This window comes from Pseudomonas sp. MF6396 (genome assembly GCF_002018915.1).
In the GTDB taxonomy this organism is placed as follows: Bacteria; Pseudomonadota; Gammaproteobacteria; order Pseudomonadales; family Pseudomonadaceae; genus Aquipseudomonas; species Aquipseudomonas palmensis.
Map to the genome: position 1 here is coordinate 42029 of NZ_MVOK01000029.1, position 14387 is coordinate 56415.

At 65.8% G+C, this 14387-nt stretch carries 9 protein-coding genes; 1 reads left to right on the forward strand and 8 read right to left on the reverse strand.

Going from position 1 to position 14387, the window contains the following annotated elements:
* From gltB to pilM, 8 genes are all read right to left on the reverse strand, one after another.
* Window positions 1-4446 carry a glutamate synthase large subunit gene (gltB, locus tag MF6396_RS23590; RefSeq protein ID WP_078481687.1) on the reverse strand — a complete coding sequence of 1482 codons (4446 nt, stop codon included), beginning with the start codon at window positions 4444-4446 and terminating at the stop codon, window positions 1-3.
* Window positions 4447-4813: 367 nt separating this feature from the next.
* The gene (locus MF6396_RS23600) at window positions 4814-6409 is read right to left on the reverse strand and encodes an AAA family ATPase (RefSeq protein WP_043859937.1); all 1596 of its coding nucleotides are present in this window, start codon (window positions 6407-6409) and stop codon (window positions 4814-4816) included.
* Between the two features lie 16 nt (window positions 6410-6425).
* Entirely contained in the window at window positions 6426-7523 is a 1098-nt protein-coding gene (gene aroB / locus MF6396_RS23605) for a 3-dehydroquinate synthase (protein ID WP_043859938.1), read from the reverse strand.
* Between the two features lie 100 nt (window positions 7524-7623).
* On the reverse strand, window positions 7624-8142 hold the full coding sequence (aroK, locus tag MF6396_RS23610; protein ID WP_043859939.1) for a shikimate kinase AroK: 519 nt from the start codon (window positions 8140-8142) through the stop codon (window positions 7624-7626).
* A gap of 4 nt (window positions 8143-8146) precedes the next feature.
* Complete coding sequence (locus tag MF6396_RS23615; RefSeq protein WP_078481697.1) at window positions 8147-9418, reverse strand: type IV pilus secretin PilQ; 1272 nt, start codon at window positions 9416-9418, stop codon at window positions 8147-8149.
* A gap of 24 nt (window positions 9419-9442) precedes the next feature.
* A complete protein-coding gene (locus tag MF6396_RS23620; RefSeq protein WP_078481688.1) occupies window positions 9443-10348 on the reverse strand; it encodes a pilus assembly protein PilP in 906 nt (301 codons plus the stop codon).
* On the reverse strand, window positions 10345-10875 hold the full coding sequence (locus MF6396_RS23625) for a PilN domain-containing protein (RefSeq protein ID WP_078481689.1): 531 nt from the start codon (window positions 10873-10875) through the stop codon (window positions 10345-10347). Before MF6396_RS23625 ends, MF6396_RS23620 begins: the two co-directional genes overlap by 4 nt.
* Window positions 10872-11723 (reverse strand): type IV pilus biogenesis protein PilM, encoded by an 852-nt coding sequence (pilM, locus tag MF6396_RS23630; RefSeq protein WP_078481690.1) that lies wholly within the window; start codon window positions 11721-11723, stop codon window positions 10872-10874. The genes MF6396_RS23625 and pilM overlap by 4 nt, the downstream gene beginning before the upstream one ends.
* 174 nt (window positions 11724-11897) lie before the next feature.
* Here pilM and MF6396_RS23635 point away from each other — a divergent pair, with 174 nt between their 5' ends.
* Window positions 11898-14330 carry a penicillin-binding protein 1A gene (locus MF6396_RS23635; protein WP_443217218.1) on the forward strand — a complete coding sequence of 811 codons (2433 nt, stop codon included), beginning with the start codon at window positions 11898-11900 and terminating at the stop codon, window positions 14328-14330.
* Window positions 14331-14387: the final 57 nt, after the last annotated feature.

Sequence of the window (14387 nt, forward strand, 5' to 3'; positions counted from 1 at the left end):
TCACTGCGGGTTGGCACGGGTGCTGGACAGCAGGTTCTTCAGGTTGGCCGCCTTCGGCTTGACCAGCCAGAAGCGACGCACGTAGTCATCCAGGTTTTCCCAGAGCTCACGACCCCATTCGCTGTTGGTTTCTTCGACGTATTCACCCAGCACGCGCTGCAGGTGGCTGCGATAAGCCTCCATCGCCTCGCCGCTGATACGCTGGATCTCCACCAGTTCGTGGTTGACCTTGTCGACGAAGCTGTTGTCCTGGTCGAGCACGTAGGCAAAACCACCGGTCATCCCGGAACCGAAGTTGTAACCGGTCTTGCCCAATACGCAGACAAAGCCCCCGGTCATGTATTCACAGCAGTGATCGCCCGTGCCCTCGACGATGGCGTGGGCACCGGAGTTGCGCACCGCGAAGCGCTCACCCGCGGTACCGGCGGCGAACAGCTTGCCGCCCGTGGCGCCGTACAGACAGGTGTTGCCGACGATGGCGCTGTGCTGGGTTTCGAACGGGCTGCCCGCTGGCGGCACGATCACCAGTTTGCCGCCGGTCATGCCCTTGCCGACATAGTCGTTGGCATCACCTTCGAGGTACATGTTCAGGCCACCGGCGTTCCACACCCCGAAGCTCTGCCCGGCAGTGCCCTTGAAGCGGAAGGTCAGCGGCGCCTTGGCCATGCCCTGGTTGCCGTGCAGGCGGGCAATTTCACCGGAGATCCGCGCGCCGATGGAGCGGTCGCAGTTGCAGATATCCAGCTCGAATTCGCCGCCGGCCAGGTCACGGATCGCCGGCAGGGCCATCTGCACCATCTTCTCGGCCAGCACGCCCTTGTCGAACGGCGGGTTGCGGTCCACTTCGCAGAACTGCGGCTTGTCGGCCGGAACGTGCGGGCTGCCCAGCAACGGGCTGAGGTCCAGGTGCTTCTGCTTCTCGGTTTCACCGGGGAGCATTTCCAGCAGGTCGGTACGCCCGATCAGCTCGCCCAGGCTGCGCACGCCCAGCCTGGCCAGCCATTCACGGGTTTCCTCGGCCACGTAGGTGAAGAAGTTGACCACCATGTCGACGGTGCCGATGTAGTGGTCCTTGCGCAGTTTTTCGTTCTGCGTGGCCACGCCGGTGGCGCAGTTGTTCAGGTGGCAGATGCGCAGGTACTTGCAGCCCAGGGCGATCATCGGTGCGGTGCCGAAGCCGAAGCTCTCGGCGCCGAGGATCGCGGCCTTGACCACGTCCAGGCCGGTTTTCAGGCCGCCATCGGTCTGTACCCGCACCTTGCCGCGCAGGTCGTTGCCGCGCAGGGTCTGGTGGGTTTCGGCCAGGCCCAGTTCCCACGGGGCGCCGGCATACTTGATGGAGGTCAGCGGCGAGGCGCCGGTACCACCGTCGTAGCCGGAGATGGTGATCAGGTCGGCATAGGCCTTGGCCACGCCGGCGGCGATGGTGCCTACCCCGGCTTCGGCCACCAGCTTGACCGAGACCAGCGCCTGCGGGTTGACCTGCTTCAGGTCGAAGATCAGCTGCGAGAGGTCTTCGATCGAGTAGATGTCATGGTGCGGCGGTGGCGAGATCAGGGTCACGCCCGGCACCGCATAGCGCAGCCTGGCGATCAGGCCGTTGACCTTGCCGCCCGGCAGCTGGCCACCCTCGCCCGGCTTGGCGCCCTGGGCCACCTTGATCTGCAGCACTTCGGCGTTGACCAGGTATTCGGGGGTGACGCCGAAGCGGCCGGTGGCCACCTGCTTGATCTTGGAACTGCGGATGGTGCCGTAGCGGGCCGGGTCTTCGCCGCCCTCACCGGAGTTGGAGCGCGCACCCAGGCGGTTCATCGCCTCGGCCAGGGCTTCGTGGGCCTCAGGCGACAGCGCGCCCAGGGAAATACCCGCCGAGTCGAAGCGCTTGAGGATGGCCTCCAGCGGCTCGACTTCGCTCAGGTCCAGCGGCTGCTCCAGGGTTTTCACCTTGAGCAGGTCGCGGATCATCGACACCGGACGCTTGTCGACCAGTGCGGTGTATTCCTTGAACTTGGCGTAGTCGCCCTGCTGCACGGCGGCTTGCAGGGTATTGACCACGTCCGGGTTGTAGGCGTGGTATTCACCACCGTGCACGAACTTGAGCAGGCCGCCCTGCTGGATCGGCTTGCGCGGGCTCCAGGCTTCGGCGGCCAGCAGCTTCTGCTCGTTCTCGATGTCGACGAAGCGCGCGCCCTTGAGGCGGCTGGCCACGCCACGGAAGCTGAGGTTGACCACTTCCTCGGACAGGCCCACGGCTTCGAACAGCTGCGCGCCCCGGTAGGAACCGATGGTCGAGATGCCCATCTTGGAGAGGATCTTGAGCAGCCCCTTGGAGATGCCCTTGCGGTAGTACTTGAACACTTCGTCCAGGTCACCGAGCACTTCGCCGGTGCGGATCAGGTCGGCCAGCACTTCGTAGGCAAGATACGGGTACACCGCCGAGGCGCCAAACCCGATCAGCACCGCGTAGTGGTGTGGATCGCGGGCGGTGGCGGTCTCGACCAGGATGTTGCTGTCGCAGCGCAGGCCCAGTTCGGTCAGGCGATGGTGCACGGCGCCCACGGCCAGCGACGCATGCACCGGCAGCTTGCCGGGTGCGATATGACGGTCGCTCAGTACCAGCTGGGTCTTGCCGCTGCGCACGGCTTCTTCGGCCTGTTCGGTGATGTTGCGCACGGCCGCTTCCAGGCCGATGCTTTCCTCGTAGTTGAGGTCGATCACCTGGCGTTCGAAGCCCGGGCGGTCGAGGTTCATCAGCGAGCGCCACTTGGCCGGCGAAATCACCGGCGAGCTGAGAATCACCCGCGAGGCGTGTTCGGGGGACTCCTGGAAGATGTTGCGCTCGGCACCCAGGCAGATCTCCAGCGACATCACGATGGCTTCGCGCAGCGGGTCGATCGGCGGGTTGGTGACCTGCGCGAACTGCTGGCGGAAGTAGTCGTAGGTGGAACGCACGCGTTGCGACAGGATCGCCATCGGCGTGTCGTCGCCCATCGAGCCCACGGCTTCCTGGCCCTGCTCACCCAACGGGCGCAGCACCTGGTCACGCTCCTCGAAGGTGACCTGGAACATCTTCATGTACTGCTTGAGCTGGTCGCCGTCGTAGCTGGCCACGCCCTGGTCGTCGCTCAGGTCGGCCTGGATGCGCAGGGCATTCTGGCGCAACCAGCGCTTGTACGGGTGGCGCGACTTGAGGCGGTTGTCGATCGCATCGGTGTCGAGGATCTGGCCGGTCTCGGTGTCGACCGCGAAGATCTGCCCCGGGCCCACGCGGCCCTTGGCGATGACGTCTTCGGGCTTGTAGTCCCACACGCCGATTTCCGACGCCAGGGTGATATAGCCGTTCTTGGTGGTGACCCAGCGCGCCGGGCGCAGGCCGTTGCGGTCGAGCAGGCACACGGCATGGCGGCCTTCGGTGAGCACGATGCCCGCCGGGCCGTCCCAGGCTTCCATGTGCATGGAGTTGTATTCATAGAACGCGCGCAGGTCGGGGTCCATGGTCTCGACGTTCTGCCAGGCCGGCGGTACCAGCATGCGCACGCCACGGAACAGATCGATGCCACCGGTGACCATCAGCTCGAGCATGTTGTCCATCGACGAGGAGTCGGAGCCCACGCGGTTAACCAGCGGGCCGAGCTCTTCCAGATCCGGGATCAGGTCGTTGGCGAACTTGGTACGCCGCGCCTGGGCCCAGTTGCGGTTGCCGGTGATGGTGTTGATCTCGCCGTTGTGGGCGAGGAAGCGAAATGGCTGGGCCAGCGGCCATTTGGGCAGGGTATTGGTGGAGAAGCGCTGGTGGAACACGCAGATCGCCGTCTGCAGGCGCTCGTCGCTCAGGTCCGGATAGAAGGCGGTGAGGTCCGCCGGCATCATCAGGCCTTTGTAGATGATGGTCTTGTGCGAAAAGCTGCAGATGTAGTGTTCGGCATCGGCGGCGTTGGCCACCGACGAGCGACGCCGGGCGCTGAACAGCTTGATCGCGAACTCTTGATCGCTCAGGCCTTCGCCACCGACGAACACCTGCTCGATCTGCGGCAGGCGCTCCAGCGCCAGGCGACCGAGCACGCTGGTGTCGATCGGCACCTTGCGCCAGCCCACCAGGCTCAGGCCGGCAGCGAGGATCTCGCGGTTCATGTTGTCGCGTGCGGCTTCGGCCTTGGCGGTGTCCTGGTTGAAGAACACCATGCCGACCGCGTACTGGCGGGGCAGCTCGCTGCCGAACTGTTCCAGGGCCACGGCCCGCAGGAACCGATCGGGCTTCTGCATCAGCAGCCCGCAGCCGTCGCCGGTCTTGCCGTCGGCGTTGATCCCACCACGGTGGGTCATGCAGGTCAGGGCCTGGATAGCCGTTTGCAAAAGGTGGTGGCTGGGTTCGCCCGTCATATGGGCGATCAGGCCGAAACCACAGTTATCCTTGAATTCTTCGGGATGGTACAGACCTGTTTTCATAGACACTTTCTCACCAGGTTCGCCTCTCACCAAGGCAAATCTCTTTTTAATACAACCACTTACCATCCACGCCGAACGAACGTCAGCTTTGCGGGGGCAATACGGATGCCATTGTTGCACAGCGACAGTGAAGCCCACAAATTTACTGACGCATCAGTGAAAATCCATGTCGCATTTTTGAATGTTTTTATACAAGAATCCGTGGTAACGGAATTGCTTGAGTCTGAAGCGTTTCAGCCTGGACTGCAACAGGGGCTTGTGGCCGGCAGTCTGGGACAGAAAAGCCTGCCGCGTGTTACGCAGCAGGCTAGACCGGGGTTCAGGAGTCGCTCAGCAGGTGGCGGGGGTAGTGCCACCCGACCATGTATCAGCGGGTCGCAGCCAGTTCTTGTTGGACGCTGGCAACGGTACGAGGCCAAGGTTTACCAGCCTGGACCTTGGCTGGCAAGGTTTTGATTGCAGCGACGGCTGCATCGCGGCTGGAGAAGTTGCCGTAGGTGATCACGTACAGGGGTTTGCCCTGCAGGGTTTTCTTGAAGTAGCGATAGTCGCCACCCTCGGCCTTGACGAACGCCTGGGCCGATGCCTCGGAACTGGTGCCCAGGATCTGCACCACGTAGTTGCCTGGCGCCTGGCCGCTGTACCAGCTACCGCCCGCAGCGGGCTTGGCAGCTGGTTTTTCCGCAGGCTTGGGTGCCGGCTTGGCCGTGGCCACCTGCACGGGCGCAGGGGCGGGCTTGGCGGCAGGTGCAACCGGCTTGCTGGCCACTGGCGCGGCAGGCTGCTGCGCCGGTACAACCGGCTGGGCCATCGTAGGCGCCGGGCCTGCAGTGACACCGGCGGGCGGTGCAGTGGTGGTAACGGTAGGCGGCTGCAGTGCAGTGTCGCCAGCCGGGCCGGATTCCTCGCCATCACCCATGCCGGCCGCCTCGGCCAGCGGGCCGCGCATCACCGGCTGGGACTGACCCACCAGTGGCAGCGGCATCGGCTGCGAAGAACCGGCGAACTCGATGGCCGGGCCACCGTTGTTCGACTGGGCATTGCCCGGCTTGCCCTGGCCCAGGGGCAGTTGCGCCTGCTCGGCAGGCGCAGTGGCCGGCGCCTGGTCGCCCTTCTTGGGCATCAGCACGGCTGCCGCCACGGCAACCACTACCACGGCAGACAACGCCAGCACGTGTTTCTTCGGCATATTGAACCCCATTGATGGTCGCTTCACCGGCGAGCGGGTGGCGAGCATGGCTTCGATCATGGTATCGCGGGCCACCTGGTTGATTGCTCCAGGCCAGCCGTCCGAGTTTTCGTGAATCTCGGCGATCTGCTCGCTGGTGAACACCTCGATGCCACGCCCGGCACCTTCCAGACGCTGCTCCAGGTATTCCCGGGTTTCGTCCTCGGTGTAGGGCTGCAACTCGATGACGTGGAAACGCTCCTGCTCGGCATTGAGTTCATCCAGGGCTGCGATCAGTGACGGCTCGCCGAACAGGAACACGTGCGGGCGACCTTCCGGTGTGCCCGCCGCCAGTTCCAGCAAGGCTTGGAGTGCCGACTCGCCAAGTTGTTCCGCATCGTCCACCAGCAAGTAGACTTCCTGACCGGTCAGCGCCAGCTGCACGATCTGGGCGAGGATCTCGGTGACTTGCGCCTTGGCCACGTTCAGCGACTGCGCTACCTGGGCCAGCAGGCCGGCTGCATCGCCGGCGCCACGCGCCGAAACCACCACGCTGAGCACCGACTGCTTGTTGGTGCTGGCCACCAGGGCCTGGCGCAGCAGGGTCTTGCCGCTGCCCAGAGGGCCTGTGACCACCAGCAGCAACTGGCTGTAGCGGGCCAGGTGATGCAACTGGCCCAGCACCGGCTTGCGCTGGGCAGGGAAGAACTTGAAGCCAGGCACCCGCGCAGCGAAGGGGTCATGGTTCAACTGGTAATGGCCGAGAAAGGCCTCGTCGGCATGCAAACTAGTCATCGAACTCTCGTCAACCTCAAAGCTGGGCCACGATTGCGCGGTAATCCGCCGCCAGCGTGGCCTGAAGAATCTCTTGCGGATAGTCGTCGGTCACCACGGCTTCGCCCATATGGCGCAGCAGGACCAGGCGCAGACGACCGTCGAGCACCTTTTTATCGACCGCCATGTGTTCCATGAAATGGGCCGGGGTCATTTCGGCCGGAGGCACCACCGGCAGGCCGGCGCGCTGGAACAGGCGAATGCCGCGGTCGCGCTGCGCCTGGCTGATCCAGCCCAGGCGCATGGACATTTCCAGGGCCATTACCGTGCCAGCCGCCACGGCTTCACCGTGCAGCCACACACCATAGCCCATGTGGGTTTCGATGGCGTGGCCAAAGGTGTGACCGAGATTGAGCGTGGCACGCACGCCCGACTCGCGCTCGTCAGCCCCCACCACGGCCGCCTTGGCCTCGCAGGAGCGCTGGATGGCGCGGGTCAGTGCAGCCTGGTCGAGCGCACGCAGCGCATCGACATTGTCTTCGAGCCAGCCCAGAAACGGCTCGTCGCAGATCAGGCCGTACTTGATCACCTCGGCCAGGCCCGCCGACAGCTCGCGCGGCGGCAGGCTCTTGAGGCTGGCGGTATCGATCAGCACCGCGTTGGGCTGATAGAAGGCACCGACCATGTTCTTGCCCAGCGGGTGGTTGATGCCGGTCTTGCCGCCCACCGACGAGTCCACCTGGGACAGCAGCGTGGTGGGCACCTGGATGAAGTCCACGCCGCGCTGGTAGCAGGCGGCGGCAAAGCCGGCCATGTCGCCGATCACCCCGCCGCCCAGGGCGATCACGGTGGTGCGACGGTCGTGGCGCGCCGTCAGCAGGGCGTCGAAGATCAGTTGCAGGGTTTCCCAGTTCTTGAAGGCCTCGCCATCGGGCAGCACCACCGGCAGTACCGAATAGGCCCCCAGGCTGTGGGTGAGGCGTTGCAGGTAAAGGGGCGCGACAGTCTCGTTGGATACGATGGCGACCTGCTTGCCGGCAATGTGCGGCGCCAGCAGTTCAGGCTGATCCAGCAGGCCTTCGCCGATGTAGATCGGGTAGCTGCGTTCGCCCAGTTCGACCTTAAGTGTCTGCATGTGTCCCCACAAAGAACAAAGGCGCGGCATCGAAGACCCGACCCGCGCAATAACGAAGTGCCCTGCCAGGGCATGACTGGCCGCCGAGGATAGTCAAGCCTTAACGGGGCGGCAACTTCTGCAAGCGCTCCAGAATATCCAGAACCACCATGCGCGGCGGCCGCTCGTCGGTTTCCACCACCAGGTCGGCGATTTCCCGATAAAGCGGGTCGCGCAACTCGAGCAAGGCACGCAGCGTGGCCTCCGGGTTGGCCGTGCGCAGCAGCGGCCGGTTGCGGTCACGGGCCGTACGCCCCACCTGCTGCTCCACCGAGGCGTGCAGGTAGATCACGCGCCCCCCGGCATGCAGCGCCGCACGGTTGGCATCGCGCATCACCGCGCCGCCGCCGGTGGCCAGCACCACACCGTCGGCCTCGCACAGCTCGGCGATCATCGCCTGCTCGCGATCACGAAAGCCGGGCTCGCCTTCCTTGTCGAAGATCCACGGGATGTTGGCGCCCGTGCGCAGCTCAATTTCCTTGTCGGAATCCTTGAACGGCAGGCGCAGCTCTTTGGCCAGCAAGCGACCGATGGTGCTCTTACCGGCACCCATCGGCCCTACAAGTATCAAATTTCGCACAGAATCAACGACTCACAGCAATCGCCCGGTCACTCATGATACGCGGAGTCAGGAAGACCAGCAGCTCGGATTTTTTCTCTTGGATGACAGCGCGACGAAACAGCCGCCCAACATACGGCACATCGCCGAAAAATGGCACCTTGTCGACAACATTACTTTGCACGGTGGCATACACCCCGCCGATCACGATGGTCTCGCCATCCCCCACCTGAACCTTGGCATTCACCTCGTTCTTGCGGATCGGCGGCACGCTGTTGAGGGCATTGAGGTAGTCCGGCTCGTCCTTGGTGACCTTGACCGTCATGATCACCCGGTTGTCGGCCGTGATCTGCGGGGTCACCTCCAGCGACAGCGAGGCCTCGCGAAAGGTGGTGGACGTAGTGCCGTTGGCGCCCGACTCCTGATACGGCACCTCGGTACCCTTGAGAATGCGCGCGGTTTCCTTGTCGGCGGTGACCACCTTGGGCTGGGAGATGATTTCGCCATTGCCGGTCTTTTCCATCGCGCTGAGCTCCAGGTCGAGCAGCACACTGTCGCGCACCAACCCCAGGCCGATACCCGAGGTGGCCCGTTCCACCCCCAGGTCGACGAACGGCAGCCCGTCGGCGGCCAACCCGCCTGCGCGCAGGCCGCCGCCCAGTTGCACCGCCCCGCCCCAGCGCACCCCCAGGCTTTTTTCGTAATCGACATTGGCCTCGACGATGCGCGCCTCGATCATCACCTGGCGAACCGGTACATCGAGCTGCGCGAGCAGCCGCCGCAGGTCGGCCAGGCGTGCCGACGGCTGGCTGGCAATGATGGTGTTGGTGCGCTCGTCGACCGTGATCGCGCCGGGGTCGTCGTCCTCGACCATGGCCTGGAACATCTGCACGATGTCCCCGGCCCGCGCATGGCTGACCGTGAGCAGTTCGCGCACCAGCGTTGGCGGGGCCTGCGCCGCACGGGCCTGGGTATCGTGCCCGGCCAGTTCGGCCAAAGGCGCCACCAGCAGCACGTTGCCCTCCTGACGCCGACCCAGGCCCTTGCTGCGCAGCACCAGGTCCAGTGCCTGTTCCCAGGGCACCTCGTGCAGGCGCAGGGTCACCTTGCCCTGCACTGCATCACTGGCCACCAGGTTGACCCCGGTGAAGTCGGCCAGCACCTTGAGCACCGAACGCACCTCGACATCCTGGAAACTCAACGACAGCGGCTCGCCGCCATACCCTGCCCCCTCGGCCCCAAGGCCTGCACCTGCTACCGGCAGCGCCACCATCAGTACCGCACACAGGCTGAACATCCTGTTCATCCACGACCTCCCTGGTCAGTTGACGACGTGTCGAGCCACCCCATTGGCTTCGATCACCTGCGAGCGCTCCACCCAGCCGGCGCCCTCGACCCATACCTGCTCCTCGAGCTCGACCTGCTGCGCATCGATGCGCACCACCCGCCCCTTGTCCGGCCCCAGCCGGTCACCTTCGCGCAACGGGTACAGCGCCCCCGCAACACGGATCAACGCCACCCCGCCGCGACGGTCGGCCAGGTGCCCGACCAGTTCCATCTGTTCCAGCGGCACGTGTTCCAGCGCAAATTCGAGCGCTGCGGGCGGCGGCGCGGCAAAGGGATCGCGCGCCTCCGCCAGCACCGGCGCCGGCTGCGCCACGGGGTCGACCGGCAGGCCGGACGCATAGGCCTTGAGGTGCATCTGCAGACGCAGTTGCCCACGCCCCGCCAGCGGCGCCAGGTGAAGGTCATGCAGGGTCACGCGCTCAGGCAGCGTGGCCAGGGCGTCGACAAAACCGGCCAGCGCGGCGAAGTCGCCCACCACCTGCAGGTGCACCGGCATTTCGGCATGCAGGGCCTGCGGCTGCGCCGGCAACACTTTCACCTGCTCGAACACCAGGCCCCGCCCGGCCCGGGCGACAGCCTGCAGCAGGCCGGGCATGCCGCCCGCTGGCAGCAGCCGGGCCTGGGCCTCCCGCAGGCGTTGCTCCAGGCCGAGCAAGCGGGCCTGCTGCTCGTCCAGCCGGGCGACCTGCTCTGCCTGCGCCTGCCAGGCCTGCTGCAACTCGGCTCCACGCGCCAGCGCCCGCTCAAGCGAAGCGTTCGCCCCGCGCAGGTGCAGCCCATAACCGCTACCGAGCGCCAGCAGCAGGCAAGCCGCCAGCAACAGCGCCTTGTACCGCCGAGGCCACGCTGCCATCAGGTACCAGTCGAGAGCCGAGCTCATGGCTGCACCTGCGCACGGAGGTGGAACACCTCGCCGGCGGCGCTGGCCTTGATCTCCTGCAACTGCACCTCGCCCAGGCCAGGGGCCTGATCCAGATTGCGCAGCAGTTGAGTGACCGACGCCCGCCCCTGTGCCACCCCCTCCAGGCGCAGCGCGCTGCCCTCGAGCGCCAGTGCAGTCAGTTGCAGCCCTTGCGGTACCCGCGTGGCCAGCGGTGCAAGTACCTGCCCACCTGGGGACGCGGCGCGCAGCACGGCATCCAGCCCCTGGATGCGCTCCTGCAGCGCATCGCCCCGGGCGGTCAGGTCGGCCAGTTCTGCCAGCGGGCCCTCAAGCCGTGCGATGGCATCGCGCAGGGCCGCATTGGCCTGCCCCTGCTGCGCCAGGCGATAGGCGCCATGCCGGTCCAGCAGCACCACGATGGCGAGCCCCAGCAGCAGAGCCACCAGCATCAACCCCTGCAACTGCCGCACACTGCGCTGGCGTTGCCAGGCCCGCCACGGCAGCAGGTTGATATCGCGCCTCACGGGGCACGCCTCATCGCCAGCCCATAGGCCAGCGCCAGGGCGGGTTCGGCGGCATCGAACACCGTGGTTTCGATACCCAGCCGACGCTGCACTTCCAGCGCCTGGGCCGAATCGGCAGCCGCCCCGGTCAGTACCAGCCGCGCCGGTGCCGGGCCCTCCAGGGCCTGCAACCAGCGTTCGATGCAGGCAGCCAACGCCTGCGGCACATCGGCCGCTGCACCCGCGTCGGCACGCCATGCCTGGTGCTGTGCATGCAGCGCCCAGTGCCCTGGCTCGACCCGCACCACGGCGACCGCGTGATCGTCCGCCCCGACCGCGCGCAACAACGCCAGGCTGTCGGTCTCGACCACCCGCGCACGCAGGCCTGCCAGCTCCAGTGCCGCCTCCAGCCCGTCGAGCCAGCCCTGATGACAGGCATACACCCCCACCGCCTCGTAGCACGGGTCGTGCGCGACCGAGCCGCGGCACTCGAAATCAATGGCCGCCTCGTCCAGGGCAAAGGGTATGAAAGGTTCGGCCTCATGGCACAGGCGGGCAATCAGGGCATCCTCTGCCAGCCCCGCCGGCACCTGCACGGTCTTGCTCAGCACGGCCGTGGCCGGAATCGCCAGCGCCGCCTCGCGCAAGGTGGCACCGCTGCGGGCCAGGGCATCGCCCAGCACCTGCGCCAACTGTGCCGGGTCGGCCACCCGGCCGTCCTGCAGCACGCCCGCCGCCAGCGTCTGCACGGCCTGCGCACGCACCTCGAAGGCCCCTGCCACCTGCCGCAGCTGCAGCAATCGCACCGCGCAACATGAAATATCGATACCCAGCAGTGAACCGGCATCCTTGCCGAAACGTCCAAACATTGGCTTTCCCTGGCATCCGCCTGCTTCGACCGGCCCCCAGACAGGGCACCGGTCAGCCCGTGCACCGCGCAACCCACGCGGCACAGTGAAAATTGCTTATAATGCCCAGCGTTTTTTCTCGTCGATCAGCCCTGCGCTCAATCCATATTTCAAACTGGACACCCCAAAGCCTTGATACGCCTGCTGAAGTTCTTCTGGTGGTCTTTCGTCGCAGTCATCTGTGCCGTCGTGCTCGGTCTGAGCGGCGCGTTTCTGTATCTTAGCCCCAGCCTGCCCTCGGTAGAGGCCCTGAGAAGCATCCAGTTGCAGATCCCTTTGCGGGTATACAGCAGCGATGGAAAGCTGATTGCCGAGTTCGGCGAGATGCGGCGTTCTCCCATCCGTTTCGCCGACATTCCCCCGCATTTCATCCAGGCTTTGCTGTCCGCCGAAGACGACAACTTCGCCAATCACTATGGGGTCGACCCCAGCAGCCTGATGCGCGCTGCAACACAATTGCTCAAGTCCGGACACATCCAGACCGGCGGCAGCACCATCACCATGCAGGTGGCGAAGAACTTCTTCCTCAGCAGCGAACGCAGCTTCTCGCGCAAGACCAACGAGATCCTGCTGGCCCTGCAGATCGAGCGCGAGCTGACCAAGGACGAGATCCTCGAGCTGTACGTGAACAAGATCTACCTGGGCAACCGTGCCTACGGCATCGAAGCCGCAGCGCAGGTGTACTACGGCAAGTCGATCCGTGACGTGAGCCTGGCGCAGATGGCGATGATCGCCGGCCTGCCCAAGGCACCGTCGCGCTTCAACCCGCTGGCCAACCCGACGCGCGCCAAGGAACGCCGCGACTGGATCCTGGGGCGCATGTACAAGCTGGGCAAGATCGACGAAGCCAGCTACCAGGCCGCCCTGGCCGAACCGATCAACGCCAGCTACCACGTGCCGACGCCCGAGGTGAATGCCCCGTACATCGCCGAGATGGCCCGCGCCGAGATGGTCGGCCGCTACGGCAGCGACGCCTACACCGAAGGTTTCCGCGTGACCACCACGGTGCCGAGCGACCTGCAGGAAATGGCCAACAGCGCCGTGCTCGATGGCCTCAGTGCCTACGACCACCGCCACGGCTACCGCGGCCCCGAGTCGCGCCTGCCGGGCAAGACCCAGGCCGCCTGGCTGCAGGAACTGACCAAGCTGCGCCCACTGGGCGGGCTGGAACCGGCCATCGTCACCCAGGTCGACAAGACCGGCCTGCAGGTGCTGACCAAGTCGGGCCAGACCCAGACCGTGGCCTGGGACACCATGAAATGGGCCCGCCCATTCCTCAACACCAATAGCCAGGGCCGCGCCCCGCAGCAGCCGGGCGATGTGGCCCAGGTCGGCGACGTGATCCGCGTGCAACGCACCAGCGAAGGCGAACTGAAGTTCAGCCAGGTGCCGGGCGCCCAGAGCGCACTGGTGACCCTGGACCCGAACAACGGCGCCATCCGCGCTCTGGTGGGCGGCTTCTCGTTCGAGCAGAGCAACTACAACCGCGCCATGCAGGCCAAGCGCCAGCCGGGCTCGAGCTTCAAGCCGTTCGTCTACAGCGCGGCGCTGGACAACGGCTACACCGCCGCCAGCCTGGTCAACGACGCCCCCATCGTGTTCGTCGACGAGTACCTGGACAAGGTGTGGCGACCCAAGAACGACACCAACACCTTCCTTGGCCCGATCCGCATGCGCGAGGCGCTGTACAAGTCGCGCAACCTGGTATCGATCCGCTTGCTGCAGGCCATGGGCGTGGACAAGACCATCGACTACATCGCCCGTTTCGGCTTCAACAAGCAGGACCTGCCGCGCAACCTGTCGCTGGCGCTGGGCACCGCGACCCTCACGCCGATGGAGATCGCCACCGGCTGGAGCGCGTTTGCCAACGGCGGCTACAAGATCACCCCGTACCTGATCGACCGCATCGAAAGCCGCAATGGCGAGACGCTGTTCACCGCCAACCCGCCCAGCGTGCCTCGGGGGCATCAGGACGAGGCCGGGATTGGCGCCGCCGAAACGCCGATCGTCACCGATGCGGCACTGGGCGCCGACGTGAGTGCGGTGGCGCCGCAAGTGCCGGCGGTGGCCGAGCAGATCATCGACGGGCGTACCAGCTACATCCTCACCAGCATGCTGCAGGACGTGATCAAGCGTGGCACCGGGCGACGCGCCCTGGCGCTGGGGCGCACCGACCTGGCGGGCAAGACCGGTACCACCAACGAGTCCAAGGATGCGTGGTTCTCCGGCTACAACGCCGACTACGTGACCACCGTATGGAGCGGCTTCGACCAGCCCGAGACCCTGGGCCGTCGCGAGTATGGCGGTACCGTGGCGCTGCCGATCTGGATGAGCTTCATGGGCGCCGCGCTCAAGGACAAGCCGATGCACACGCTGCCGCAGCCTGAAGGCATCCTCAGCCTGCGGGTGGACCCGGTGAGCGGCCGTGCGGCCACGCCGAGCACGCCTGATGCGTACTTCGAGCTGTTCAAGGCCGAAGACACCCCGCCGTCGGTCAACGAGCTGGGTGGCAGTGCGCCAGGCAGCCCGCTGCCGGCGGACGAGTCGGCGCCGATCGATCTGTTCTGATGGGGTAACCCGGGGGCTGCCCTGCAGCCCATTGGCCAGCACAATTACCAGCCCCAA

What these genes read in the sequence shown, in the direction of transcription:
- gltB (WP_078481687.1), bottom strand. Translation starts at nt 4,446, where the DNA reads ATGAAAACAGGTCTGTACCATCCCGAAGAATTCAAGGATAACTGTGGT.
- MF6396_RS23600 (WP_043859937.1), bottom strand. Translation starts at nt 6,409, where the DNA reads ATGACTAGTTTGCATGCCGACGAGGCCTTTCTCGGCCATTACCAGTTG.
- aroB (WP_043859938.1), bottom strand. Translation starts at nt 7,523, where the DNA reads ATGCAGACACTTAAGGTCGAACTGGGCGAACGCAGCTACCCGATCTAC.
- MF6396_RS23615 (WP_078481697.1), bottom strand. Translation starts at nt 9,418, where the DNA reads ATGTTCAGCCTGTGTGCGGTACTGATGGTGGCGCTGCCGGTAGCAGGT.
- MF6396_RS23620 (WP_078481688.1), bottom strand. Translation starts at nt 10,348, where the DNA reads ATGAGCTCGGCTCTCGACTGGTACCTGATGGCAGCGTGGCCTCGGCGG.
- pilM (WP_078481690.1), bottom strand. Translation starts at nt 11,723, where the DNA reads ATGTTTGGACGTTTCGGCAAGGATGCCGGTTCACTGCTGGGTATCGAT.